At 59.3% G+C, this 25481-nt stretch carries 24 protein-coding genes; 20 read left to right on the forward strand and 4 right to left on the reverse strand.

Annotation, left to right across the window (positions count from 1 at the left end):
* The first annotated feature begins 52 nt into the window (after positions 1 to 52).
* The 8 genes from lpxD (at position 53) to tilS (ending at position 10157) form a co-directional block, all read left to right on the forward strand.
* Positions 53 to 1090 carry a UDP-3-O-(3-hydroxymyristoyl)glucosamine N-acyltransferase gene (gene lpxD / locus LG290_RS02340; RefSeq protein ID WP_499836082.1) on the forward strand — a complete coding sequence of 346 codons (1038 nt, stop codon included), beginning with the start codon at positions 53 to 55 and terminating at the stop codon, positions 1088 to 1090.
* Between the two features lie 136 nt (positions 1091 to 1226).
* The gene (gene fabZ / locus LG290_RS02345) at positions 1227 to 1670 is read left to right on the forward strand and encodes a 3-hydroxyacyl-ACP dehydratase FabZ (RefSeq protein WP_499836084.1); all 444 of its coding nucleotides are present in this window, start codon (positions 1227 to 1229) and stop codon (positions 1668 to 1670) included.
* Positions 1667 to 2434: an acyl-ACP--UDP-N-acetylglucosamine O-acyltransferase gene (gene lpxA / locus LG290_RS02350; RefSeq protein ID WP_499836085.1), complete on the forward strand. Its 768-nt coding sequence runs from the start codon at positions 1667 to 1669 to the stop codon at positions 2432 to 2434. The genes fabZ and lpxA overlap by 4 nt, the downstream gene beginning before the upstream one ends.
* A 13-nt stretch (positions 2435 to 2447) precedes the next feature.
* Positions 2448 to 3629 (forward strand): lipid-A-disaccharide synthase, encoded by a 1182-nt coding sequence (gene lpxB / locus LG290_RS02355; protein WP_499836086.1) that lies wholly within the window; start codon positions 2448 to 2450, stop codon positions 3627 to 3629.
* Positions 3613 to 4230, forward strand: a complete 618-nt coding sequence (rnhB, locus tag LG290_RS02360; protein WP_499836087.1) for a ribonuclease HII — start codon at positions 3613 to 3615, stop codon at positions 4228 to 4230. The genes lpxB and rnhB overlap by 17 nt, the downstream gene beginning before the upstream one ends.
* Positions 4231 to 4267: 37 nt before the next feature.
* Positions 4268 to 7768 carry a DNA polymerase III subunit alpha gene (gene dnaE / locus LG290_RS02365; RefSeq protein WP_499836088.1) on the forward strand — a complete coding sequence of 1167 codons (3501 nt, stop codon included), beginning with the start codon at positions 4268 to 4270 and terminating at the stop codon, positions 7766 to 7768.
* A 133-nt stretch (positions 7769 to 7901) separates the two neighbouring features.
* On the forward strand, positions 7902 to 8855 hold the full coding sequence (accA, locus tag LG290_RS02370; protein WP_499836089.1) for an acetyl-CoA carboxylase carboxyl transferase subunit alpha: 954 nt from the start codon (positions 7902 to 7904) through the stop codon (positions 8853 to 8855).
* A gap of 6 nt (positions 8856 to 8861) precedes the next feature.
* Positions 8862 to 10157 (forward strand): tRNA lysidine(34) synthetase TilS, encoded by a 1296-nt coding sequence (gene tilS / locus LG290_RS02375; protein ID WP_499836090.1) that lies wholly within the window; start codon positions 8862 to 8864, stop codon positions 10155 to 10157.
* Here tilS and ppx read toward each other — a convergent pair.
* Entirely contained in the window at positions 10144 to 11688 is a 1545-nt protein-coding gene (ppx, locus tag LG290_RS02380; protein ID WP_499836091.1) for an exopolyphosphatase, read from the reverse strand. The two genes, tilS and ppx, sit on opposite strands and share 14 nt — an antisense overlap.
* A 438-nt stretch (positions 11689 to 12126) precedes the next feature.
* Between ppx and rho the strand changes: the two genes are divergently transcribed.
* The 9 genes from rho to LG290_RS02425 all read left to right on the forward strand — a co-directional run bounded on the left by rho (position 12127) and on the right by LG290_RS02425 (position 19529).
* The gene (rho, locus tag LG290_RS02385; RefSeq protein WP_160417526.1) at positions 12127 to 13386 is read left to right on the forward strand and encodes a transcription termination factor Rho; all 1260 of its coding nucleotides are present in this window, start codon (positions 12127 to 12129) and stop codon (positions 13384 to 13386) included.
* Positions 13387 to 13417: 31 nt separating this feature from the next.
* Complete coding sequence (gene ubiD, locus LG290_RS02390; RefSeq protein WP_499836092.1) at positions 13418 to 14908, forward strand: 4-hydroxy-3-polyprenylbenzoate decarboxylase; 1491 nt, start codon at positions 13418 to 13420, stop codon at positions 14906 to 14908.
* A gap of 72 nt (positions 14909 to 14980) precedes the next feature.
* Positions 14981 to 15721, forward strand: coding sequence for an NAD(P)H-flavin reductase (locus LG290_RS02395; protein WP_160417524.1), 741 nt, complete (start codon positions 14981 to 14983; stop codon positions 15719 to 15721).
* 119 nt (positions 15722 to 15840) lie between these two features.
* Positions 15841 to 15969: a hypothetical protein gene (locus tag LG290_RS02400; RefSeq protein WP_264766789.1), complete on the forward strand. Its 129-nt coding sequence runs from the start codon at positions 15841 to 15843 to the stop codon at positions 15967 to 15969.
* A gap of 92 nt (positions 15970 to 16061) precedes the next feature.
* Positions 16062 to 16199 (forward strand): hypothetical protein, encoded by a 138-nt coding sequence (locus tag LG290_RS02405; RefSeq protein ID WP_499836093.1) that lies wholly within the window; start codon positions 16062 to 16064, stop codon positions 16197 to 16199.
* Between the two features lie 109 nt (positions 16200 to 16308).
* A complete protein-coding gene (locus LG290_RS02410) occupies positions 16309 to 17382 on the forward strand; it encodes a 3-deoxy-7-phosphoheptulonate synthase (protein ID WP_499836094.1) in 1074 nt (357 codons plus the stop codon).
* 80 nt (positions 17383 to 17462) lie between these two features.
* Positions 17463 to 17975 (forward strand): DUF3087 family protein, encoded by a 513-nt coding sequence (locus tag LG290_RS02415; protein ID WP_160417521.1) that lies wholly within the window; start codon positions 17463 to 17465, stop codon positions 17973 to 17975.
* 65 nt (positions 17976 to 18040) lie between these two features.
* Positions 18041 to 18796, forward strand: a complete 756-nt coding sequence (locus LG290_RS02420) for an MliC family protein (RefSeq protein WP_499836095.1) — start codon at positions 18041 to 18043, stop codon at positions 18794 to 18796.
* Positions 18797 to 18950: 154 nt separating this feature from the next.
* The gene (locus tag LG290_RS02425) at positions 18951 to 19529 is read left to right on the forward strand and encodes a superoxide dismutase (RefSeq protein WP_114485945.1); all 579 of its coding nucleotides are present in this window, start codon (positions 18951 to 18953) and stop codon (positions 19527 to 19529) included.
* Between the two features lie 139 nt (positions 19530 to 19668).
* Here the strand turns inward: LG290_RS02425 and LG290_RS02430 are convergent, their stop codons facing one another.
* On the reverse strand, positions 19669 to 20736 hold the full coding sequence (locus LG290_RS02430) for a metal-dependent hydrolase (protein ID WP_499836096.1): 1068 nt from the start codon (positions 20734 to 20736) through the stop codon (positions 19669 to 19671).
* 76 nt (positions 20737 to 20812) lie between these two features.
* On the opposite strand from LG290_RS02430, the gene LG290_RS02435 reads away from it, so the two are divergent.
* From LG290_RS02435 to LG290_RS02445, 3 genes are read left to right on the forward strand one after another with little or no spacing between them, the layout of a single operon-like run.
* Positions 20813 to 21271, forward strand: coding sequence for a DUF411 domain-containing protein (locus LG290_RS02435; RefSeq protein WP_499836097.1), 459 nt, complete (start codon positions 20813 to 20815; stop codon positions 21269 to 21271).
* A 15-nt stretch (positions 21272 to 21286) separates the two neighbouring features.
* Positions 21287 to 21727 carry a lactoylglutathione lyase gene (gloA, locus tag LG290_RS02440; RefSeq protein WP_160417518.1) on the forward strand — a complete coding sequence of 147 codons (441 nt, stop codon included), beginning with the start codon at positions 21287 to 21289 and terminating at the stop codon, positions 21725 to 21727.
* A 29-nt stretch (positions 21728 to 21756) separates the two neighbouring features.
* Entirely contained in the window at positions 21757 to 22218 is a 462-nt protein-coding gene (locus LG290_RS02445; RefSeq protein WP_499836098.1) for an META domain-containing protein, read from the forward strand.
* Here the strand turns inward: LG290_RS02445 and LG290_RS02450 are convergent.
* Positions 22202 to 23329, reverse strand: a complete 1128-nt coding sequence (locus LG290_RS02450; RefSeq protein ID WP_499836099.1) for an FAD-dependent oxidoreductase — start codon at positions 23327 to 23329, stop codon at positions 22202 to 22204. The two genes, LG290_RS02445 and LG290_RS02450, sit on opposite strands and share 17 nt — an antisense overlap.
* Positions 23326 to 25476, reverse strand: a complete 2151-nt coding sequence (locus LG290_RS02455) for a dihydrolipoyl dehydrogenase family protein (protein WP_499836100.1) — start codon at positions 25474 to 25476, stop codon at positions 23326 to 23328. Before LG290_RS02455 ends, LG290_RS02450 begins: the two co-directional genes overlap by 4 nt.
* Positions 25477 to 25481 lie beyond the last annotated feature (5 nt).

The following is a 25481-nucleotide window of genomic DNA, read 5'->3' on the forward strand; positions in this document are numbered from 1 at the left end:
GTCCATCGTAAGGGGCGGCTTCCAAAGCGCCCCTCCAGCTCCCCAGGCTCCCATGACGCACGTTCTCGACCAACTGACCCTGGCTGACATCGCCCGACATCTTGACGCCACCCTGGTGGGTGATGGCGGGCAAGCCATTCGTGGCTTGGCAACCCTCAAGGATGCCGAGCCGGATGAAGTGGCCTTTGTGGCCAACCGCGCCTACCTCAAGGACTTGCCTAGTACGCGAGCAGCCGCTGTGCTGCTGCATCCCGAACATGGCAAGACCTGCTCGGTACCTCGCCTGGAAATGGAAAATCCTTATCTGGGCTATGCCAAACTCTCCCAGCTGTTCGATCCGGTTCCCGCACGTGATCGCCCTGGAGTTCATCCTTCCGCCATCGTGGCCGAAGACGTCACGCTAGGGGCTGAGGTGTGTATCGGACCGCATGCCGTGGTCGAGGCCGGAGTGGTATTGGAAGCCAAGGTGGTGATCGGTTCAGGCAGTGTGGTGGGAGCCGACACCATGATTGGAGAGGAAACGCGCCTGCATCCCAACGTCACGGTGTGCCATGGCGTGATCATCGGCAAGCGCGCGATTCTGCACAGCGGATGCGTGATCGGCGGCGATGGCTTCGGCTTTGCTCATGACGGCGCCCGATGGCACAAGATCGCTCAGCTGGGGGGCGTGGTGCTGGGAGACGACGTGGAAGTCGGCAGCTGCTCGAGTATCGATCGGGGTGCGCTGGGAGATACCGTGATCGGCGACGATGTCAAGATCGACAGTCAGGTGCAGATTGCTCACAATGTGCGTATCGGTGAGCACAGTGCACTGGCGGGTTGCGTGGGCATTGCCGGTTCAACCCAAGTCGGCAGGCATTGCATGCTGGGCGGCGGTGTGGGGCTTTCCGGGCACCTTACGATTTGCGATGGCGTTCAGGTCACCGGCATGAGTCTGGTGACCAATTCGATTCATGAGCCAGGCGTGTACTCGTCGGGAACCGGTTCCATGAATAACGCTCAATGGCGCAAGAACGCAGTGCGTTTCAAACAGTTGGATGACATTGCCAAGCGCTTGTCGCGATTGGAAAAACGTACTCGCACCCCATGAAAGCAGTGTCGTTCGGTGGGTTTCGCGTATTGAAGCGAGGGGAAGGCGCGCTATAATCCCCGCCATTTTGCCGGCAGGGCTGCCGGCACTCGCCTGGCAGCTGGCCAGGCATCTTGTCATTTCAGAGGTTGCTACGATGGTTATGGACATCAACGAGATCCGCGAATACCTGCCTCACCGTTATCCGTTTTTGTTAGTGGACCGGGTAACGCAGCTTGTCGAAGGCGAAACCATCGTTGGTTACAAGAATGTGAGTATCAATGAGCCGTTTTTCAACGGCCATTTCCCGCACCATCCGATCATGCCAGGTGTGCTGGTGCTCGAAGCATTGGCGCAAGTGTGCGGCATCCTTGGCTTCAAGACCGTCAACAAGCGTCCTGCCGATGGTTATGTCTATTATCTGGTGGGAAGCGACAACGTGCGCTTCAAACGTCCTGTCATGCCGGGAGATCAGTTGGTTCTCGAAGCTAACGTGATTCGCGGCAAACGTGGCATCTGGAAGTTTGCCTGCCGTGCGACTGTCGATGGCGAGTTGGCCTGTGAAGCTGAAATCATCTGCGCCGAGAGGAAGGTGGCTTGATTCATCCTACTGCTCTGGTCGATCCCGCCGCCCGGCTGGCCGATGACGTCAAAGTAGGGCCGTTCAGCGTGATCGGCCCGGATGTGACGATCGGCGCCGGCTCACATATCGGTCCCCATGTGGTCATCAAGGGGCCGACCAAACTGGGTGAACGTACCCGTATTTTCCAGTTTGCCTCGGTAGGCGAAGACTGCCAGGACAAGAAGTATGCCGGGGAACCCACCCGCCTTGTCATGGGTGATGACAACGTCATTCGCGAGTGTGCAACCCTGCATCGGGGCACCGTCCAAGATCGCGGTGAAACCACCATCGGTTCGCGTAATCTGTTCATGGCCTACGTACACGTCGGCCATGACTGCGTTATCGGCAGCGACTGCATACTGGCCAACCAGGTGACTCTGGCTGGCCATGTCACGGTCGGCGATTTTGCGATTCTCGGCGGACTGGCAGCGGTGCATCAGTTCTGTCATTTCGGAACGCATGCCATGGCCGGTGGGGGTTCCATCATCACCAAGGACACCCCTGCCTATGTAATGGTCAACGGCAACCCGGCAAAAACCCATGGCTTGAACCTAGTGGGGCTCAAGCGGCGTGGTTTTTCCCGTGAGGCTATCCAGGCACTGGGTGAGTCCTACAAGCTAATCTATCGCCAAGGGCTTACTGTGGAGCAGGGGTTAGCTGAAATTCGCTCGCGCTTCAGCTTGGCCGAGACCCAGACATTCGCTGACTCCATCCAGGTCTCGACGCGCGGCATTGTCCGCTGAACAGGGCACCTCTATGACGATCAAGCGTGTCTACCTAGTGGCAGGCGAACTTTCCGGCGATATTTTGGGCGGCGGCTTGATGCGTGAACTCAAGGCACGGCATCCCCATATCGAATTTCGCGGTATCGGCGGCCCACGCATGCTGGCTCAAGGCATCGATAGCCGCTTTGCGCTTGAAACGCTGTCGATCATGGGGCTTGTCGAAGTGCTCAAGCACCTTCCCGGCCTGATCAAGGTACGGCGGGCGCTCAAGGCGGATGCCTTGGCCTGGCGGCCGGATGTCATGATCGGTATCGATGCGCCCGATTTTAACCTGGGGCTGGAACGCCAACTGCGCGAGGCGGGTATTCCCACCGCCCATTATGTCAGCCCGACGGTATGGGCCTGGCGCCAAGGCAGGGTCAAAGGCATCGCCAAGTCGGTGGATGCGATGCTGACGTTACTGCCGTTCGAAGCCGCTTTTTATCGCAAGCATCAGGTGCCGGTGGTCTTTGTCGGGCATCCTCTGGCCGATGAACTGCCGCTGGCAAATGACCGCTCTCAGGCCCGCGAAGTACTGGGCCTGGCGCAGGATCAGCCGGTACTGGCATTGCTTCCCGGTTCGCGCGCCAATGAAATTCGCTTTCTGGGCGCGACCTTTCTGGAAGCCGCCGAGCAGCTCTGCCAGACCCGCCCGGGGTTGCAAGTGGTGATTCCCGCCGCAACGCCGGCTCGCTATCAAGAGCTTGAAGCGCTGCTGACCCAGTATCCGGTACTGAACGCGGTGGTCCGCTTGCTCGATGGGCAGGCCCGCGAAGCCATGGTGGCCTCGGACGCCGTGTTGTTGACTTCGGGTACCGCCGCCTTGGAAGCCATGCTTTGCCATCGGCCCATGTTGGTGGCCTACAAGCTGGCGCCGGCGTCGTACTGGCTGCTCAGTCGCCTGGTCAAGAGTGAATGGATCTCCTTGCCCAACCTGATTGCTCGAGAAAACCTGGTGCCCGAATTGATACAAGAGCAAGCCACGAGCACGGCGATTACCCGAAAAATGAATGAAATGCTTGATGACCCGGATGGTCGCGCCGCCCTGGAAAAACGCTTTGTCGAGCTGCATGCCGGCTTGCAGCGCAATGCCAGTGCGCGCGCCGCCGAGGCGGTTGATGCTCTGGTGGCCAGGCGCTCGCTTGCGGAGGTGGCCGATGGCTTCATCCAATGAATGTTTCGAACCCTTGATAATCGACTATTCCGGCCGCTGGTTGGCTGGGGTGGATGAAGTCGGGCGTGGCCCGCTGGTAGGGGCGGTGGTGGCTGCAGCGGTGATCCTCGATCCTGATGACCTCATCGACGGCCTGGCGGATTCCAAGGTGCTTGCCTCGCCCCGGCGTGAAGCCCTGGATCGACAGATTCGTGCTCGTGCCCTGGCGTTTGCCGTCGCTGAAGCGTCGCCTGAAGAGGTGGATGCGCTGAATATTTACCACGCGACTCATCTGGCCATGCGGCGTGCCATCGATGCGTTGACGCCGGCGGCGGAATATTTGCTGGTGGATGGTAACAAGCTGCCCGGCCATGCGCTTCCTGGCCAGGCGGTTATCAAGGGCGATTCACGCCACATGGCGATTGCCGCCGCCTCAATCCTGGCCAAGGTGGCAAGGGATGCTCAAATGGTGGCACTGGATGCACGCCATCCCGAATATGGCTTCGCTCGCCATAAAGGCTATTCCACGCCCGAGCATCTGGCGGCGCTACAAGCCCATGGCCCTTTACCCGAGCATCGCCGCAGCTTTGCCCCGGTACAGCGGCAACTAGCGCTGCTCTAGCGCTGCTTTTCTTTTTCTGTTTTCTGCTGAGTTGCCCATGACGGTTCCTTTTGTTCATCTGCGTTTGCACAGTGAATACTCCCTGGTGGATGGCTTGCTTAGGCTCAAGTCGCTGATCAAGACCACCGCCGAACGCAGCATGCCGGCCTTGGCCCTTACCGATGAAGCCAACCTGTTCGGTCTGGTGAAATTCTACAAGGGCGCCCAGGGAGCCGGGCTCAAGCCGATCATCGGTTCGGATCTCTGGCTTGCCAACGCCCATGATCCCCTGCATCCCTATCGCCTGACGCTATTGGCGATGAACGAGACCGGCTACCGTAACCTCACCGAATTGATCTCCCAGGGCTGGATGGAAGGTCAACGGCACGGCAAGGCGATTCTCGATAGGCAATGGGTGCTGGCCAAAAGCGACGGCTTGATTGCGCTGTCCGGCGGCCGCGATGGCGAAATCGGCCGTCACCTGCTCTCGGATCACTATGCGGAAGCCGAAGCGCTGCTGGCGGAGTGGCAAGTGGCATTTCCCGAGCGCTTTTACCTTGAACTGGTACGTACCGGGCGCTCGATGGAAGAAGCCTGTGTGCATGAAAGCGTCAAGCTGGCCCTGGCCACCGGCACCCCGGTGGTGGCTACCAACGATGTGCGTTTTCTTGAGCGCGACGACTTCTGGGCTCACGAGACCCGGGTTTCCATCGGAGAAGGCCGGGCCTTGGACGATCCCCGGCGCGAACAGCGCTATACCGAAGAACAGTACCTCAAGAGCCCGGCGGAAATGGCCGAGCTGTTCGCCGATATTCCCGAGGCGCTGGAAAACAGCGTGATGATCGCCCAGCGCTGTAACGTCGATGTACGCCTGGGCGAAATATTCCTGCCGGAATTCGAGATTCCCGAGGGCCTGACCCAGGACGAGTTCTTTCGCAAGGTCTCCCACGACGGCCTGAACCAGCGTCTGGATTTCCTGTTTCCCGCGGAGCGTTACTCGAGAGATAGCGAGGAGTACGCGGAAATCGATGCCCGTTACCGCAAGCGGCTGGATTTCGAGCTGGATATCATTATCCAGATGGGGTTCCCCGGTTATTTCCTGATCGTGATGGACTTCATCCAATGGGCCAAGGACAACGACGTGCCGGTCGGGCCGGGACGTGGCTCCGGCGCCGGCTCGTTGGTGGCCTATGCCCAGAAAATCACCGATCTCGACCCTATCGGCTACGACTTGCTGTTCGAGCGCTTCCTGAATCCCGAACGTGTCTCCATGCCCGATTTCGATGTGGATTTCTGCATGGAAAAGCGCGACAAGGTCATCGAGTACGTCGCCGAGCGTTACGGGCGCGATGCCGTCTCCCAGATCGTCACCTTCGGCACCATGGCGGCCAAGGCGGTGGTGCGCGATGTGGCTCGGGCTCAGGGCAAGCCTTATCTGCTGGGGGACAAGCTCTCCAAGCTGATTCCATTCGAAGTGGGCATGACCCTGGGCAAGGCCATCGAGGCTGAGCCGGCGCTCAAGGAATTTCTCGATGCCGACGAAGACGCCCATGAAATCTGGGAAATGGCCCAGAAGCTCGAAGGGGTGACCCGCGGTACCGGCAAGCACGCCGGCGGCGTGGTGATCGCCCCCACCAAGCTCACCGACTTCGCGCCGCTGCTGTGCGACGAGGACGGCGGCGGCTTGATGGTGCAGTTCGATAAGAACGATATCGAGGAAGCCGGGCTGGTCAAGTTCGACTTCCTGGGGCTGCGCACCCTGACGATCATCGATTGGGCGCTGGAAATGGTCGACAAGGTGCGTGCCGTTGAAGGCCGGGGCCCGCTGGATATCGACAGCATTCCCCTGGATGATTCGCCGACCTTCGAGATGCTCAAGCGTGCCGAGACCACGGCGGTGTTCCAGCTGGAATCCCGCGGCATGAAGGAGCTGATCAAGCGCCTGCTGCCGGATTCTCTGGAAGACATGATCGCCCTTGTCGCCCTGTTTCGCCCCGGCCCGCTGCAATCCGGCATGGTAGACGACTTCATCAACCGTAAGCACGGCCGCGCGGAAGTGTCTTATCCACACCCAGATTACCAGCACGCCCTGTTGAAACCAGTACTGGAACCGACCTACGGCATCATCCTGTATCAGGAGCAGGTGATGCAGATCGCTCAGGTGATGGCCGGTTATTCCCTGGGTCAGGCCGATATGCTGCGCCGGGCCATGGGCAAGAAAAAACCCGAGGAGATGGCCAAACAGCGTGCCGGTTTCATGGAAGGGTGCGCTGACCATGGCATCGACAAGGAACTGGCGGGCAACATCTTCGACCTGGTGGAAAAATTCGCCGGTTACGGTTTCAACAAGTCGCACTCGGCGGCCTACGCCCTAGTGTCTTACCAGACCGCCTGGCTCAAGGCGCATTACCCCGGCCCGTTCATGGCGGCGGTGATGTCCACGGAAATGGACAACCTCGACAAAGTCGTGCCGTTGATCGAGGAATGTCGTCAGCTCAAACTCACCGTGACGCCGCCGGATGTCAACGTGGGTGGTTACAAGTTCACCGTGGATAAAGACAAGCGCGTGGTTTACGGCCTAGGCGCCATTCGCGGGGTGGGTGAAGGGCCGATCGATGCCATCGTGCAAGCGCGCGAGACCGGGGGTGCCTTTACCGACCTGTTCGACTTCTGCCGCCGGATCGACCCCAAACGTCTGACCAAGCGCACCCTGGAGGCACTGATTCGCTCCGGCGCACTGGACAAACTCGGTCCCAACCGTGCAGTGCTGGCGGCGGCATTGGAAGATGCGCTCAAGGCAGCGGCACAGAACCATAGCAACCAGAACCGGGGCATGGTCGACATGTTCGGTGAGGCCTTCGTGGAGCAGGACGACACGGACGTTTACGCCAATTACCTGAATGTCCGAGAATGGACGGACCGCGAGCGCCTTTCCGGGGAAAAAGTCACTCTGGGGCTGTACCTGACCGGTCACCCCATCGATGAATACGAGAAGGAGCTTGCGCGCTTCGTCTCGACCCGTATTTCCGATCTCAAACCATCGCGTGAGTCCCAGCGGGTCGCCGGCTTGGTGGTGGGCATGCGCACCATGAAGTCCAAGCGTGGCGACACCATGGCGTTTCTTACCTTGGACGACCGCACCGGGCGAATTGAAGTGTCGCTGTTCGGCGAGCTTTTCGAGCAATTACGCGGCTATATCGACGCCGATCAGGTGTTGATCGTCGAAGGCGAGGTATCGAGCGATGACTACTCCGGTGGCTTGCGCCTGCGCAGCAAGGACGTGACCCCGATGCTCGAAGCGCGCAAACGCTATGCCCAGGCAGTGGAAGTGGCGCTGGATGGCGGCAGGGTCAACGGACGCCTGGTGGACAGCCTGCGCGATTATCTGACCCCGCATCGCGATGCCCAGGGATTGCCGGTGCGGCTGAAATACCGTAACCATGAGGCCAGCGGTTGGCTGGAACTGGCCGAAGAGTGGAAGGTGGCTCCCAGCGATGACCTGCTGCTGATATTGCGTGAGGTCCAAGGCCAGACCGGGGTGCAGCTGCGCTACCGATGATCATTGCTGCTGTACCGTATCGCTTCAGCTTATCGTTACGTCGGCAAACATGCCTGATTTTGCCTTTCCTTGCGTGGCAGGGTCAGGGTGCGATAATGCCGTCATTGAATGCTCGTTTCACAAGGCCTAGTCGATGAACCCCAATTATCTTGATTTTGAACAGCCCATTGCCGAGTTGCAGGCGAAGATCGAAGAGTTGCGCCTCGTCAACTCCGACAGCCAGATCAATCTTTCCGACGAAGTGGCGCGCCTGGAAGAAAAAAGCCGCAAGCTGACCGACTCCATTTTCAAGGATCTTAGCCCTTGGCAGGTGTCGCAGATATCGCGCCACCCCCAGCGTCCTTACACCCTCGATTACCTGGATCTTGTGTTCACCGATTTCGATGAGCTGCACGGTGATCGACACTTTGCCGACGATGCGGCGATCGTGGGCGGCGTTGCGCGGCTGGACGACAAGCCGGTGATGGTGATCGGGCATCAGAAAGGCCGTGACGTGAAAGAAAAAGTGCGCCGCAACTTCGGTATGCCGCGCCCTGAGGGCTACCGCAAGGCCTGTCGCCTGATGGAAATGGCGGAACGCTTCAAGATGCCGGTACTGACCTTTATCGACACCCCGGGCGCCTACCCAGGTATCGATGCCGAGGAACGCGGCCAGTCCGAAGCCATCGCTTACAACCTAGCGGTGATGTCGCGCCTCAAGACCCCGATCATTTCCACCGTGGTCGGGGAGGGCGGCTCCGGCGGCGCTCTGGCCATCGGGGTGTGTGATGAGCTGCACATGCTTCAGTATTCGACCTACTCGGTGATCTCGCCGGAAGGCTGCGCCTCGATCCTGTGGAAAAGTGCCGAGAAGGCCTCGGATGCGGCACAGGCCATGGGAATCACCGCTGAACGCTTGAAAGAGCTGGGCTTTGTCGATGCCTTGATCAAGGAGCCCTTGGGCGGTGCCCATTGGCACCCGATAGATACCGCGGCAAGGGTCAAGGAGGCGCTGTTGGCAAGCCTCGGGCGTCTTGAAACCCTAGACACCGACGCATTGCTCAAACGCCGCTATGAGCGCTTGATGAGCTATGGGGCGCCGGTCTGACGCCGGATGTCAGTCAATGCTTTACTTGATGACGCCCTGGCCGACAGCGTGCCGGGGCGTATCGTCTGGGTGGCGCTTTCCGGCGGACTGGATTCCTCATTGCTTTTGACGCTGGCGGCACGCGCTTGCCATCGTCATGCACGACCCTTGTATGCCCTCCATGTCAATCATGGTCTTCAGGCGGCGGCGGCTGGGTTCGAGATTCATTGTCGGCGTCTGTGTTCACGGCTGGGGGTGCCGCTTTACGTCGAGCATGTTCAGGTGGAATCAGCCGGGCAAGGGATCGAGGACGCTGCTCGCAAAGCCCGCTATGGCGCTTTTTCAAGGCGTGTGAGAACCGGTGACACCTTGCTGTTGGCTCAGCACCAGACCGATCAGGCGGAAACCTTTCTGCTGGCCGCTCTGCGCGGCAGCGGGGTACGGGGCTTGGCGGCAATGCCCGCTGTCCGCCAGTGGCATGGCGCCCGGCTGGTGCGCCCTTGGCTTGCCATCAGCCGGGCACGGCTAAAGGCCGAAGCCGAGATCGAATTGCTTGCCTGGGTGGAAGACCCGACTAACCAAGACAGGCGCCTGTCGCGCAATTTTCTGCGCCAGGCGATTTTGCCGCGCCTGGAGCTGCATTGGCCTCAGGCGGTGAGCAGCCTGGCCCAGGCGGCCAAGCAGGCGAGTGAGGCGGATGCCTTGCTCGATGAATTGGCTGAAATGGATCTTCAGGCGGCGGGAGGCGAACCGTCACACTTGATGCTGGCCAGTTTGTTGACCCTTTCCAGGGCAAGGCAGCGCCTGCTGATACGTTACGCCTGCCAGCAGCTGGGGCTCGCCACGCCGCCACGCGCACGCCTGGAGACCTTGCTCGAACAGCTCGAGGCGCGCCATGACGCTCAGCCCCTTGTCGCCTGGGAGCAAGGAGAAGCACGGGTCTGGAAGGGGAGGCTGTATCTATCAGCCCCGCTGCAAGCCTTGCCGGCAGGATGGCAGGCCGGTTGGGATGGACGCTCCCGACTGGTCACTCCCTTGGGAACGTTGGCGTTAGTCGCGCATGAAGCTCCCGAGCCCTCACTTTGTGCCACCGCGCTTTGTGAAACGATGTTTGAGGTCAGGCTACGTGGCGGGGGAGAAGTACTGATGATACCCGGACGTGGCCGGCGCGACCTCAAGCGCTTGCTTCAGGAAAGTGAGCTTCCGCCCTGGGAGCGTAAGCGTCTATTGATAGTGACTTTTCAGGGGGTCTGTGTTGCGGTGCTGCGCCCGCCGGGCGAGGTCATCGCTCAGGCGGCGGGCTGGCGCTTCAGGCCTGCTTGAGCGACAGCGCAAACCCAGCAGTCTCCATGTAGCTTTGTTCCTGCTCCAGGTCGGTGAGCAGCAGGGTGGGCTCCTCCGTTTCCGGTAGGGCAAGATGCATGGCGTCGTTCTTGAGCGTAACCGCCGGTGGCGTGGAGGGTTGTTCCGGGCGAGAGTGGTTGAGTAGCACCGCCAGGCGCAGCAGGCGAGCTAGCCTTGCGTAGCTGGGTTGCAGCGATTTGGGCAATGCCTGCCACTCCTTGAGCGGAAACTTGCGCCGGTGAGCGCGCACCAGAAATGCCAGCAGCTGCTGTTCCGGGCGGGAAAAGCCCGCCAGGTCCGAATGCTCGAGTAAATAGGCCCCATGGCGATGAAACTGGCTATGCGAGATCGCCAGGCCGATTTCATGCACCTGGCAGGCCCAGGCCAGGTAACGTCCCTGGTGTTCATTCAGCTTCCAGGTTTCCTGCACGGCTTCAAACAATAAGTGTGCCGTTGTCGTGACGTTATCCGCTTGGCGGCTATCCACGCCATAGCAACGTTTCAGGGTCTCCAGGCTTTTAAGCCGTGAATCTTCCGCATTGCGGCGCCCGGCCATGTCGTACAGCACGCCTTCTCGCAAGGCGCCATCGGAAAAGCGCATTTGCTTGAGTGAAAAGGCTTCGAAGATGGCGCATAAAATTGCCATCCCGGCGGGAAACACCCGGGCACGGTCGGGCTTGAGCCCCTCGAGAGCGACCTTGTCCAGGTGTTTGTGCTTGAGTAGCCGCTCACGCAGCTTGTGCAGGCCTTCGCGGGTGATCAAACCCTCTTGCTGACTGTCGCCATAGGCGTTCAATACGCTGGCGACGGCCTTGATGGTGCCGCTGGAGCCGACCGGGTCCTCCCAGCCCAAACGCTGATAAGGACGTTGGATATTGGCGAGCTCGGAAAGGGCGGCGAGTTCGGCACGCCGCAAGCATTTTGCATTGAGTTCGCCTTCAGGGAAGAAGCGTCGTGAAAAGGTCACGCAGCCCATGCGCAAGCTTTCCAGCGCCTTGGGCTCGAACTGCTCGCCGATGATGAATTCAGTGGAGCCGCCGCCGATATCCACGATCAAACGGCGGCCGTTTTCCGCCAGCGCATGGGCGGCGCCGAGATAGATCAGGCGTGCCTCTTCGCGACCGGCAATGATCTCGATCGAATGCCCCAGCTGGGTTTCGGCGCGTTCAATGAATGCCTGGCTGTTGGCGGCATCACGCAGGGCATTAGTGCCTACGATACGCAAGTTCGCCGGGGGAATGTCTTCCAGAAAGGGGGCGAAACGGCCCAGGCAGTCAAGGGCGCGCTGGATGGCGTCCTCCCCAAGAAAACCCTGTTCATCCAATCCGGCGGCGAGTTGCACTTTTTCGCCTTCACGGGCGACCACCTGAAGCCGCTCATGTTGATAATTGGCTACCAGCAGGTGAAAACTGTTGGAGCCCAAGTCTATGGCGGCTAAGCGGCTTGGGGCGTCCGATGTGCCCTCGGCAGAAAAAGAGCTCTCGGTGGAAAACGAGGTGTCCTGGAGCATGGGCTATCCTTGGTTGGCTATGGCAAGGTTGCGGGCGAGTTCGGGTGTTGTCAATTCCTCTTGATACCGAGGCTTGCGTTTCCTGCAAGGCTTGACTAACATCGGGTCACTGGCCTGATCCGATGAACTCTCGGTTTTTACCTGCGGTCTATACTCGCGGTTCTTAGTTGAGTCTTCCCCGATCTTCGATTTCACATGGCAGCCAGATTCCCAAGTCGTCAGATAGCCCGCTGATCCAGCCATTATCCCAGTGCTGATCAGTCAACATGTGCTCGCACTCTCGATTGAGCCTAGAAAAATATCTGGTTTGGTCAACGTCCCTTTCATAACGAGCACCTGTCTTTTTCGGGTCTGAACGCATCACGCGGCGTTTTCTCCTCGCCTCCCGTCTATTCCGGCGCCTTGCGCCAGCTTCCATGAGCAACTTTCAACACACCGATGAATCTCACAGAACTCAAGCAAAAACCCGTTCCCGAGCTGCTGGATATCGCTCGCGAGATGGGTATCGACAATCTGGCCCGTTCGCGTAAACAGGACATCATCTTCGCCATCCTCAAGAAGCATGCCAAAAGTGGCGAGGATATCTATGGCGACGGTGTGCTGGAAATCCTCCAGGATGGCTTCGGCTTCCTGCGCAGTGCGGATAGCTCCTATCTGGCCGGCCCGGATGACATCTATGTCTCCCCGTCGCAAATTCGCCGCTTCAACCTACGTAAGGGCGATTGTATTTCCGGCAAGATCCGACCGCCAAAAGAGGGTGAACGCTATTTCGCTCTGCTCAAGGTCAGTCAGATCAATTTTGACCGCCCGGAAAACGCCAAGCACAAGATCCTGTTCGAGAACCTGACGCCGCTGTTCCCCGATGAACGGATGGTGATGGAAATCGGCAACGGTTCCACCGAAGATCTGACCGCACGCATCATCGATCTCACCGCACCGATCGGCAAAGGCCAACGCGGCCTGCTGGTGTCGCCGCCCAAGGCGGGCAAGACCCTGATGCTGCAGAATATCGCCACCTCGATCACCCGCAATAGCCCGGAATGTCATCTGATCGTGCTGTTGATCGATGAGCGCCCGGAAGAAGTCACCGAAATGTCGCGTACCGTGCGCGGGGAAGTGGTGGCCTCTACCTTCGACGAACCGCCGGCGCGTCACGTCCAGGTCGCCGAGATGGTGATCGAGAAGGCCAAACGTCTGGTCGAGCACAAGAAAGACGTGGTAATCCTGCTGGATTCCATCACTCGCCTGGCGCGGGCCTATAACACCGTGGTGCCCAGCTCCGGCAAGGTGCTTACCGGCGGTGTCGATGCCCATGCCCTGGAAAAGCCCAAGCGCTTCTTCGGTGCGGCACGCAACATTGAGGAAGGCGGCAGCCTGACGATCATCGCCACGGCACTGGTGGATACCGGTTCGAAGATGGACGAAGTGATCTTCGAGGAATTCAAGGGCACCGGCAACATGGAAGCGCACCTTGATCGCAAGCTGGCGGAAAGGCGGGTGTTCCCGGCAATGAACATTCGCCGCAGCGGTACACGCCGCGAAGACCTGCTGGCCTCGGAAGACGAAATGCAGCGCATGTGGATTCTGCGCAAGCTGCTCAATCCGATGGAAGATACGGCGGCTACTGAATTCCTGATTGACCGCTTGAAGGATACCAAGACCAACCTGGAATTCTTCGAAGCCATGAAACGTCGCTGATCGCGTCAGCTATGACCCAGAGAGGCCTGCCGTGAAGTACAAGGATTTACGTGAGTTCATCACCGCTCTCGAGGCCGCTGGTGAATTGAAACGTGTCACTGTCGAAGTCGACCCTTATCTGGAAATTACCGAGATATGTGACCGCACCTTGCGTGCCGGTGGTCCTGCGCTGTTATTCGAGAACGTCAAGGGTCATGAGATGCCGTTGCTGGGCAATCTCTTCGGGACCCCCAGGCGAGTAGCCCTGGGCATGGGGCAGGATTCAGTGGAGGCGCTGCGTGAAGTGGGCAAGTTGCTCGCCTTCTTGAAAGAACCCGACCCACCCAAGGGCTTGAAGGACGCCTGGGACAAGCTGCCGATCTTCAAGCAGGTGCTCAGCATGGGGCCGAAGAACGTACGTCGAGCGCCCGTGCAGGACGTGGTCTACGAAGATGATGAAGTGGATCTCGGCCGTTTACCCATCCAGCACTGCTGGCCGGGTGATGCGGCACCTCTCATCACCTGGCCGTTGGTGATCACCCGGGGGCCGCATAAAACGCGCCAGAACCTGGGCATCTACCGACAGCAGAAAATCGGCAGAAACCGCCTGATCATGCGCTGGTTGTCGCATCGGGGCGGCGCGCTGGATTTTCTCGAATTTCAGAAGGCCCATCCCGGCGAGCCATTTCCGGTGGCGGTGGCGCTGGGCGCCGATCCGGCAACGATTCTTGGCGCGGTGACACCGGTACCCGATACGCTCTCCGAATACGCGTTTGCAGGCCTTCTGAGAGGCTCGCGGACCGAGTTGGTCAAAGGTGGTCATGTTGACCTGGACGTGCCGGCATCGGCGGAAATTATTCTGGAAGGCTTTATCTACCCTGACGACATGGCGGCGGAGGGGCCGTTTGGCGATCACACCGGCTATTACAATGAAGTCGATCATTTTCCGGTATTTACTGTCACCCGCATGACCATGCGTCGTGACGCCATCTATCATTCAACTTACACCGGCCGGCCGCCGGATGAGCCGGCGATTCTGGGTGTGGCACTCAATGAAGTCTTCGTACCGATACTGTGCAAGCAGTTCCCGGAAATCGTCGATTTCTATCTGCCTCCGGAAGGTTGCTCCTACCGCATGGCGGTGGTGACCATCAAAAAGCAGTACCCCGGCCATGCCAAGCGGGTGATGATGGGCGTCTGGAGCTTTCTGCGCCAGTTCATGTATACCAAATTCGTGGTGGTACTCGATGATGATGTCAATGCCCGCGATTGGCAGGATGTGATCTGGGCGATCACCACGCGAATGGATCCTGCTCGCGATACCGTCCTGGTGGAGAACACACCCATCGATTACCTCGATTTCGCTTCTCCGGTCTCCGGGTTAGGGTCAAAGATGGGATTGGATGCCACCAACAAATGGCCCGGAGAAACTCAGCGTGAGTGGGGGACTCCCATCGTGATGGATGAGGCGGTCAAGGCGCGTGTCGACAGTCGCTGGGATGAGTTGGGAATCGATATCCCCTTGCCCAGGGCGCGTCATTGACGTTCTTGGCGGCTATTTTCTTTTATGACATCAAACCATTTTTCTCTCCCCTAAAAAACTGTAAGAGACGCTATGAGCGCAAGGATACTGACCTGCCAGGTTACCGCCGTTGAAGATCTTAGCCCCGACGTGCTCGGGGTGACCCTGCAAGGTCGACCCGAAGCCATGCAGCATGCGCCGGGGCAGTACCTGGAGTTACAGCTGGACGAGGACACCTGGGTCCCGTTTTCGATCGCCAGCGCCGAGCGCGGTGATGGTGTGATAGAGCTGCATATCCAGCACTGGCCTGAGCGTGAGAATTCCGCCCGGCTGCGTGAGTTGCTGCAAGTGGCCAACCGGCTCAATGTGCGCCTGCCCGGTGGCAAGAGCGTGCTGGACCTGGAAAGCCAGCGCCCTCTGCTACTGATTGCCGCGGGTACCGGTTTCGCCCAAATGAAGGCGATCATTGAAGCGGCAGTGCATCATCAGCCTGAACGCAAAATCTCGCTATGGTGGGCGGTACGCGAATGGCGCGACCTCTATCATGAGCAGCTCGCCAGTGAATGGGCTCGGACGCTGTCCCAGGTCAGTTTTCATGCCGTCACCGAAAGTCCGCTGGAAGCGGCGTTGCCCGCGGATAATGCCAGTTGGCATCATCTAGGACGTATCGACAGGGTGCTGGCGCAAGAGATCGACGATCTCCAAGGGTGGGATGTCTACCTTTCCGGCTCGCCGCCGATGGTGTATGCCTGCCTTGACGTTCTGGAAGAAAAAGCGCTGGAGGCCGATCGCGTGTTTTCCGATGTGTTCGCCTACGCACCGCGCAAGGCCTGAATCACGTTCTCGCTGAATGAAGCTCGATTGGTTAAACTTGTCTGTTGATCGTGTCGCTTTACCCCCGACAACATGGCATATGGCTCAGGCCGTAATACATAATAGATAAGGAAGCTTCAATGGCTCATCATGACGAAAACTTCAAGGATCCCTCAGGATTGCCGTCGATCATTCTCGGCTTGATTGTATTGGTCAGCATGGCGGCATTGCCGGCGACCATCGGCTGGGTACAAGTATTTACCGGCTGAAGGGTTGCCATCCGTGAATCCGACAGGCAGGATTGATTCATCGAGTTACCCATAATCCGGCTCACCCCGGTTAACCCTTGATAGGATATTCCATGAGCGCGACACGTTTTCCTTTCAACGCAGCTAGCATGTCGGCCTTCGCCGGCAAGGGTGCTGTGTTGAAGAAAACGTCCGCTCAGGCATATTTCTGGTATTGGTTTAGCCACGGTGTGCCCATGGCCGACGCCTAGCGTCGCGTCGACAGGCACACCCTTCAAGGGTCGCCTGCCGAAAACAAGAAAGCCCCGGTCGGCAACCCCGACCGGGGCTTTTTTATTTTTTAACCATGGAGAATTGATAATGAACGCCCCAGCAAGCCAAGCTCTTGCCATCACCGAAACGCTCTTGTCCAGGGATACCCCGGCCTCGGTGAGTTACTTACCCACGCCCGCTCAGTTGCGCGCATCCATCGATCTTTCTCCGGCACTCGAAGCGCGTATCCAGCAGCAGCGCGGCGCGGTCAATGCGATTCTCGATGGCAGTGATGATCGCATGCTGGTAGTGGTCGGGCCTTGCTCCATCGACGACCCCAGGGCGGCACTGGAATATGCCGACCGCCTGGCTGCCTTGAGCGAAGAGGTGGCGGATACGCTATTGCCGGTAATGCGGGTTTACGTAGAGAAGCCGCGCACCACCGTGGGCTGGAAGGGGCTGGCCTACGATCCGCATCTTGATGGACGTGGCGACATGGCGCAGGGCCTGACGCTTTCCCGTCAATTGATGCATGACGTGGCGGAACGTGGTCTGCCGGTCGCCACGGAACTTCTTCAGCCGATGCTTGCCCCTTACCTCGAAGACCTGTTGAGTTGGGTGGCGATTGGCGCGCGCACCACGGAATCACAATTGCATCGTGAACTGGCAAGCGATTTGCCTGCCGCGGTAGGCTTCAAGAACGCCACCAGTGGCGATGTGCAAGTGGCGCTTGATGCCATGATGGCGGCAAAGCATCCTCATCAGCGTTTCGCCCTGGAGGCCAATGGTCGCCCCACGGTTCAGCAAAGCGCGGGTAACCCTCATACGCATCTGGTACTGCGCGGTGGCCACGGTGAGCCCAACTATCAGAGCGACCATGTGGCGGCTGCCACGCGAGCGCTGCGCAAGGCCGGGCTCAACCCGCGCCTGATGGTGGATTGCAGCCATGCCAATGCGCGCAAGGACCATCGCCGCCAGGTGGAAGTCATGCTGGATGTATTAGCCCAACGTCAGGCGGGCAATCCGCATATCGCTGCCTTGATGCTGGAAAGCCATTTGCATGAAGGCAAGCAACCGCTCAAGCCGGGCGCCATGCGTTACGGTGTTTCGGTGACCGATGCCTGCCTGGGCTGGGAAACGACCGAGCGCCTGCTGAAACAAGCCGCCGAGCGGCTGGGCTGAGCAATACCCATCTCGGTGCTTTGTTTAGCACCGCCTGCGCCGTATCATGAGGGACTTTTGATATGGTAGAGAGACTTCGTATGGCGTTTTACTTGGAAGAGCATGACCCGGAAACCTACCGGCGCAAGGGACGCTTGATCAGTCTGGCGATGGCTGGGCAGCTGATCGTACTGGGCTTGGTATTTTCCCAATTATTGGTGGCCACGTTCGGTAGCAGCCTGTGGCTGAACGCGCTAGGGGTATTGCTGGGACTGCTTGCCACCGGTGCAACGTTCACCGTACTTAAGGATCGGCCATGGATGAAAGAAGTACGCTACGTCTGGCAGCTTAAACATCATCTAGGCCAGATCAGCGGCTACCTGCCGGGTTTGCGCAAGGCAGTTGAAGAAGGCAACACCACCGCGCTGGATCTACTGACTTTTTATCATCAGGGCATGGCGCAGCTGGCCGAACTCAACGGCCGTACGCCGGATGATGACTCCGAGCGACTTGCCGAAAAGATGCAGGTACGTCTGAAGCGGGAAGAAAAAGGGCTTCCCGATAAGGTCAATGGCTTTGATCCGTTGGATCTCCAAGCCTTCAAGCGTGGCTGAGCCCCGTTTCGCCCAGGCTGTTTTTCGCTTGGACTATTTTGTCGCCCCGATGTGGAGTATCGATTTTGCCTTTTGCCTACTTTTCCGCATGCTTGCCCGCCGCCTTGTTCGTGTTACTGAGTGGCTGTGTCGCCCCGGCGGCGAGTACAGCCCCCACAGCTCCGTCGAATAAGGCCTCCGGCTCGGCCGGTACTTCCTTAAATGCCGCGCCTTTGTTGCCCTCGTCTTTTTTTTCCGGTGGTGCCGAGCAATTTTCCGCCTGGCAGTGTCAGCCGGCCAATCAGCATTTGGTTACCGCCACCACAGGCAGCGACGAGCTTCGGTTATGGTCATTGCACGGTGCCTGGCAACTGCCGGCGGCCGTGGTGGCCAGTGGCGCACGTTATCAGGCGGGTGATATCAGCTTCTGGAATCGGGGCGAGCGGGCACAGGTGGAAACCCCGCGTGGCCAGCTGCAATGTCGCTTGACCACACAACGCGACGCCTTCACGCGTAGCGACCACCCTGGAGTGATGTTTCGTGGGCAAGGCAACGAGCCGGGTTGGTGGGTGGAACTGGCGCATGACACTCCGACCCTCTCATTGGCGCTGGATTACGCGACTCGCAAGGAAACCCGGGCCTACCGCGTTAGCGTCATGGACAATGAAGATGGGCGAGTGGTTCTGGAAAGTACCCGGCCTGAGCAGCCGTTTCGTCTGCGCCTGGAAGCCGGTGCCTGCTTTGACGGCATGAGTGGAAAACCTTTTCCCGCCAGGGTGACGCTGACCTTCGAAGGCACTCAATACAGTGGTTGTGGACAGGGGATTGCTCCGGGAGGCTAGTTTCTCTTGCATGAACAAGGTCTTGCGCGAAAGGCTCAAAGTCGTTAGGTTGAGTGGCGCGTCAAGCCGTGACGCTTGCCCGTCCACTTTCGAGATTCAAGTGAGATGGGGGCAAGATAGCAAATGAAAAAAATCCCTATAAGGAGCTTCACCCATGGCGTTTGAATTGCCTGCCCTGCCGTATGAAAAAAATGCTCTCGAGCCGCATATCTCCGCCGAGACGCTCGAATATCATTATGGCAAACATCACCAGACTTATGTCAACAAACTCAATGAGTTGACCGAAGGCACCGACGACGCCAAGAAATCTCTGGAAGAGATCATCAACGCCTCATCAGGTGGCCTGTTCAACCAGGCGGCACAGGTGTGGAACCACACTTTTTACTGGCATTGCCTGTCGCCCAACGGCGGCGGTGAGCCGACAGGCGCTCTGGCCGATGCCATCAATGCCAAGTTCGGCTCCTTCGAGGAATTCAAGAAGACCTTCAATGCCAATGCGGCGGGTAACTTCGGTTCCGGTTGGACCTGGCTGATCAAGACCGCCGATGGCGGTGTCGATATCGTCAACACCAGCAACGCCGACACCCCCATTGCTCACGGTCAGACGCCAATCATGACTATCGATGTGTGGGAGCATGCTTATTACATCGATTACCGTAACGCCCGGCCCAAGTACCTGGAAAATGTCTGGAACGTGCTTAACTGGGACTTCGTCGCTCAGAACTTTGCCTGAGACGTAACGCAAGCCCGCTAACACGACACCGCTTGAATGCAGCTCAATCGAATACGCTGCCCCAAGCCGTGAAAACCCCGCGAAAGCGGGGTTTTGTGTTTCTGGTCACTAACTGTTCCTGCTCAACGGCTGTTCCTGCTCAACAACTGCGGTCAGGCTCGATATGCCAACGCGGTTCGACAAAATCGCCCGGGCATAGCGCTGTGGGGCGGCCCAAAGCGCGGCGGGCGAGCCGCACCAGGACCTCCAGTTGCAAGTCGCGTGATGTGTCCACCAATCTGGGTGCTTCCAGTGCCTGCCAGCGCCTCTCATCACGTCTCGCTAAGGTAAAGCTGAACGGATAGAAACCGGGAAAGCCCAGACGGATGTCCGTGGCCACCAAGGTGAGCTGTTCATCGATCAGCTCCGTGGCGTAGCGCAGGAAGGGTCCGGCAAACCAGTCTAGACGTTGCCCATGCCGCGTTTCCAGGGCGAGCGGCTCAAGTTGGGCGCCGCGATGGAATCGCGCCAGGTACGGCTGATGGTCGCCATCGAACACGCTGATCAGGCTTTCATGATGCTCATCCTGGGCAATGATCGTGACTCGCCACAACAGGATATTGAAGGGCGTGGGTTGAACCAGACGGGGAGCTTGCTGCAGCCCATGCTCAGCGAGTACCGGCGCCAGGCGGTATTCCACCCATTGCTTGGCACCTGTCGCCAGCAGCAAGTAAAAGCAAGAGATAGCCAGCCCCCAGGCACAGGCACGCTGCACCCGATGACCGACTAGCGCCACACCGAACCCGAGCAGAAGGGGAAGGCTGTAAAGAGGGTCGATGATAAAAATGGTCGGCCAGGCCACCGGTGGTGTGGCCGAAGGCCAGAACAATTGGGTGCCGTAGGTGGTCAAAGCGTCGAGCAGCGGATGGGTAGCAAGCCCCAGGATAAAAAACCACCACCAGCGCGTCAGTGAGATATCGCGGGCCGGGGCGAAACGCGCGGCCAGAAGCGCCAGAAGTGTGCCCAGCAGGGTGAGGACCCACAGCGAATGAGTGAAGCCACGATGCTCGGTCATGTTGCTCACGGCATCGCCGTAATCCAACGCTATATCCAGATCGGGCAGGGTGCCCAGCAATGCCCCGATCACGACGGCCTTGTGTCCCAGACGCTTACCCAGCAAGGTACCGCCGACGGCGGCCCCGAGTGCCGCCTGAGTCAAGGTATCCACGGCTTTCTCCTGTCAGCAATCACAGCTAAGATGGGGAATCATTCAACTATACCGTTTTATTCAAGAGGTCGTCGCCATGTCACGTTCTCGTATAAACAAGCTGTTATCCGGTGCTTGTCTGCTGGCGGTGTTCGCGGGGGCTTCACCGGCCTTTGCCGACCCTGTCATCGAAGTGCACAGCGACCCCAATTGCGGCTGTTGCGGCGCCTGGGTGGAACATTTGCAAGACAATGGTTTCGAGGTGGCGCATCACAAAGAGCCCGATATGCGCTCGATCAAGATAGAACAGGGCGTCGCCCCGGAATTGGCTTCCTGTCACACCGCCATGGTCGAAGGTTATGTGATCGAAGGCCATGTGCCGGCAGCGGATATCAAGCAACTGCTGGAACAGCGCCCGGATATCGCCGGGCTGAGCGTGCCGGGTATGCCGCACGGCACCCCGGGTATGGAAACTGGCCGTGTGGATGACTATGCGGTGCTGAGCTTTACTCGCGATGACCGGACCCCGGAAATCTTCCGCGAATATACCCACTGAGCAAGGAGAGTCACTATGCAATACCTGCATAGCATGCTGCGTGTCAGTGACTTGGATGCCTCGCTGCATTTTTACTGCGATCTGTTGGGTCTCAAGGAAGTGCGCCGCAAGGAAAGTGAAAAAGGCCGTTTCACGCTGGTGTTTCTGGCGGCCCCCGACGATCAAGCCAGCTCCGAGGAGCATCAGGCTCCCGAGATCGAACTGACCTACAATTGGGACCCGGAAACCTATACGGGTGGGCGCAATTTCGGTCACCTGGCTTATCGTGTCGAGGATATCTACGCCTTATGCCAGCACCTGCTGGATAATGGTGTGACCATCAATCGCCCGCCGCATGATGGGCATATGGCGTTCGTCAAAAGCCCCGATGGCATCTCCATCGAACTGCTGCAAAAAGGCGATGCCCTTGCTCCCCGGGAGCCTTGGGTGTCCATGGAAAAGACCGGTACCTGGTAACAGGCCGGCACTTGTTAAGCGAGATATTGATGATGAAAAGCGCATACCGTATCGCCCCGCTGGCAGTCCTGGCGGCGGTGATTTTGGGACTTGTGGGTTGCAGCAGTACCCCGGATACCCAACGCCTGGATGAGCCGTCATCGCAAGGGCTTTTTGGCCCGGTGGTGGAGCAGCGCTGGAATCTGCTCCTGGTAGGCACGAATGAGCGACTTTCCATGCCGGAAACGCCGTACTTTCGTATCGAGGCCAACGGCAAGCTGAGCGGCCACGATGGCTGCAACCGCTTCAGCGGCGAAGTGGCATTGGGCGACAACCAGCGTATCGAAGTGAGCGAATTGGCCACCACGCGTATGGCCTGCCCACAGCTGGAAGATGCACAGCGAGTCACCGATATGCTGGAAACCGCCTATCGCTACCTGATCGACCATGATCGCCTGGTGTTCTTCGGCCCCGACAGCCGGGTGCTGGGCGGTTTCAGAAAGGCCGGTTGAAGCGGGCGATAAAGCGCGCATCGATGCGTTTTTTCCAGCGCCACACCCAGCGCCCGGAAAATCCGATAAAACCGCGGCTGGCAATGGCTCGGCCATCGCCGGTACCGATCAAGGCGAGTACGCGCCTGGGTGGTTGCCAGGGCTTGAGTGCCTGGCCATGGCAGGCGTGGCGCAGGTTTTCAGCCAGAGGTGGCCCCATGCGTACCGCATAGACGCCGGCATTGGGCAACGGCGGGTCGAAGGCCGTGCAGTCCCCGGCGGCAAACAGCTGAGGCATGCCGCTTACTGTCAGGGTGTTTTCTACCTTGATGAAGCCTTTTTTATCCAGCGGTAAGTCACTTGCGACAAGCCAGCCATGGCCGACCGCACCAGTGGCCCAGAGCACGATATCCGCCGGATGTTGCCGCCCCTGGTGATCGCGTACTGCGCCTTTAACGAGCGCTTCTCCCCGTGAGTTTCCTTGCCAGGTCACACCCGCTTGCTTGAGCGCGCGCCTCACCAGCGCGCGCGGCAAGCGGCCCGCCTCGGGCAGTGGCTGCTTTCCCGCACTCATCAAGGTGCCGCGCCAGATGATATCCGGGCGCTGTGACCTGAGTTGTGTCAGGACGCTCATCAGGGTTTCGCATCCCGCCGCACCGCCACCCACCCCAAGCACGCGGCGCTCGGTTCCGCCCGGCCAGGCCTGTACTGTTTCCAGCAAGTCTTGCCAGCGCCGTTGAAGCTCATTCAAGGGGCGCATGGCCAGAAGGTACGGCGGGGAATCGCTTTGCTGCGCTGGTCTTTCAAGGGTCGAGCCGACATTGAGAGAGGCGATATCAAAATTGATTTTCTCACCGCCAGCCAATGTTACATGGCGGTTTGCACCGTCGATCGCCACCGCGGGCTCCACAATCAAGCGGGCACCGGCCCGTTCGCATAAAGCGGCGATATCGATCTGCGCTTCTTCCAGGGAGCATTCCCCGGCCAGCCAGGCGGGTACACAACCGGAATAGGCGGCCTTGGGGCGATCGCTGATCAGCGTCAGCTCAATACCCGCATCCGGGCGTTCGGCGAAAGCTTCCAGCACGAAGGCATGGGCGTGTCCGGCACCGACCAGCACCAGCTTCTTCACGAAGACACCTCATCCTTGCGCCGCCAGGCAAAGTAGCGCTTTAGCAGGCGCAACAAGCGCTCGGGCTTGTGGGCGTTCTTCCATACCCCGGCCGTTGCCTTGGCGGCTTCACCCAGGGTGGGGTAGGGGTGAATGGTGCCCAATAACTTGTTCAGCCCCAGACCGTGCTTCATGGCCAGGGTGAACTCCCCCAGCCATTCCCCGGCATTTTCGGCCACGATGGTCGCGCCCAGAATGCGGTCACGCCCGGGCATCGTCAGCACCTTGATGAAGCCTTGCGTCGCGCCTTCGGCGATGGCTCGGTCACTTTCACTCATCATGTAGCGGGTGACTTCATAATCAATGCCTTTGGCCTTGGCCTGTTTTTCGTTGAGCCCCACCCGGGCGATTTCCGGTTGCACATAGACCACCGCCGGCATGAAGCGATAATCCACGCCAAAGCTCTTGAGTTCGCCGAACAGCGCATTGACCGTGGCGTGCCAAGCCTGATGAGCGGCGGCATGCGTGAGCTGGTAAGGCCCGGCGAGATCACCGCAGGCCCAGATATTGGGCATGCGGGTCTGCAGGCGGTTATTCAGCTCCAGCGTGCCTGACTCAGAAGCACTGATGCCCAGCGCCTCCAATCCCAGCCCTTGGGTATTGGCCTGGCGCCCCACGCTGACCAGCAGCCGGTCGAAAGGCAGTGTACGACGCTTTCCGTCATGTTCGATCACCAGAGCGTGGCCTTCATCGGTGGCAATCACTTCCAGTGCCTTTGCCTGGGTAAGCACATCGATTCCTTCGCTGCCGAGTACCTGGGTGACGTGTTCGCCGACCTCGCTGTCTTCGCCGCCGAGCAGTTGATCTGCGCCCTCCACCAGGCTGACCCGGCTACCCAGGCGTGCGAAGCTCTGGCTCAATTCGCAGCCGATGGCGCCCCCGCCAAGCACCACCAGACGCTCGGGTAATGTCTTCAGTGACCAGAGGTTTTCCGAGGTGAGCACGTCGATCTGCTCTATTCCCGGCAGGTGCGGCACCTTCGGCCGGGCGCCGGTGGCCAGGACGATATGCCGGGCGTTGAGAATCTTGTCGCCGACCTGAACTTCCCAGGGCGAAACCAGGGTGGCGCTGTCCTGAATGACATCCACCCCAAGCCCGGTATAGCGCTCTACGCTGTCGTGAGGGGCGACGTTGGCAACGGCTTCATGCACATGGCCCATGACCGCCGCAAAATCGACCTCGGGTTCCTGGGTCTTGATGCCGAAGCGATGGGCATTGCGAACCTCATGGGCGCTACGCGCGGCACGAATCAGCGCCTTGGAAGGCACGCAGCCGGTATTCAGGCAATCGCCGCCCATCTTGCCGCGTTCCACCAGCGCTACCTTGGCTTTCACCGCACTGGCGATATAGCTTGCCACCAGGCCGGCGGAGCCTGCGCCGATTACCAGGATGTCGTAGTCAAAGTGCTTGGGCCGAATGAAGCCCCGATACATCTTGCGCCGCTGAACCAGCAGCACCAGGCGCCGGGCGACCCAGGGGAACACCGCAAGCAAAGCGAAAGAAGCCAAGAGCGACGGCGACAGTACGCCGCCCAGGGATTCCAATTCGCCCAGCTGTCCCCCGGCGTTTACATAGACCAGGGTGCCCGGCAGCATGCCGACTTGGCTCACCCAGTAGAAGGTGACGGTCTTGATTCGCGTCAGGCCCATCACCAGGTTGATTATGAAAAAGGGAAACACCGGTACTAGACGCAAGGAGAAAAGGTAAAGGGCGCCATCGCGCTGGATACCGCGATTGACCGTTTCCAGCTGGCGGGGAAAGCGCTGCTCGATGAGCTTGCGAAACAGAAACCGTGACAGCAGAAAGGCAAGCGTCGCACCGATGGTGCTGGCAAAGGAAATGATCAACAGCCCCCAGCCCAGGCCGAACAAGGCGCCGCCCAACAGCGTCAGCAGGGTGGCACCGGGCAGCGAAAGCGCGGCCATCAGCACGTAAATCGCAAAGAAACCCCCGCCGACTTGCCAAGGGTGCTGCACGAACAGTTGTTGAAACTGAGCTTGATACGTCTGGAGGTTGGCCAGGGTGAAAAATTCATCGAGGCCGGTCAGAAAGAAGGCGGCGATGGCAAGCGCCACCAGGGCGGCAATGAACAGGCGTTGTCTCGTCACGGGCG

This window comes from Halomonas sediminis (assembly GCF_044871105.1).
GTDB classification, from domain to species: Bacteria; Pseudomonadota; Gammaproteobacteria; order Pseudomonadales; family Halomonadaceae; genus Vreelandella; species Vreelandella zhuhanensis.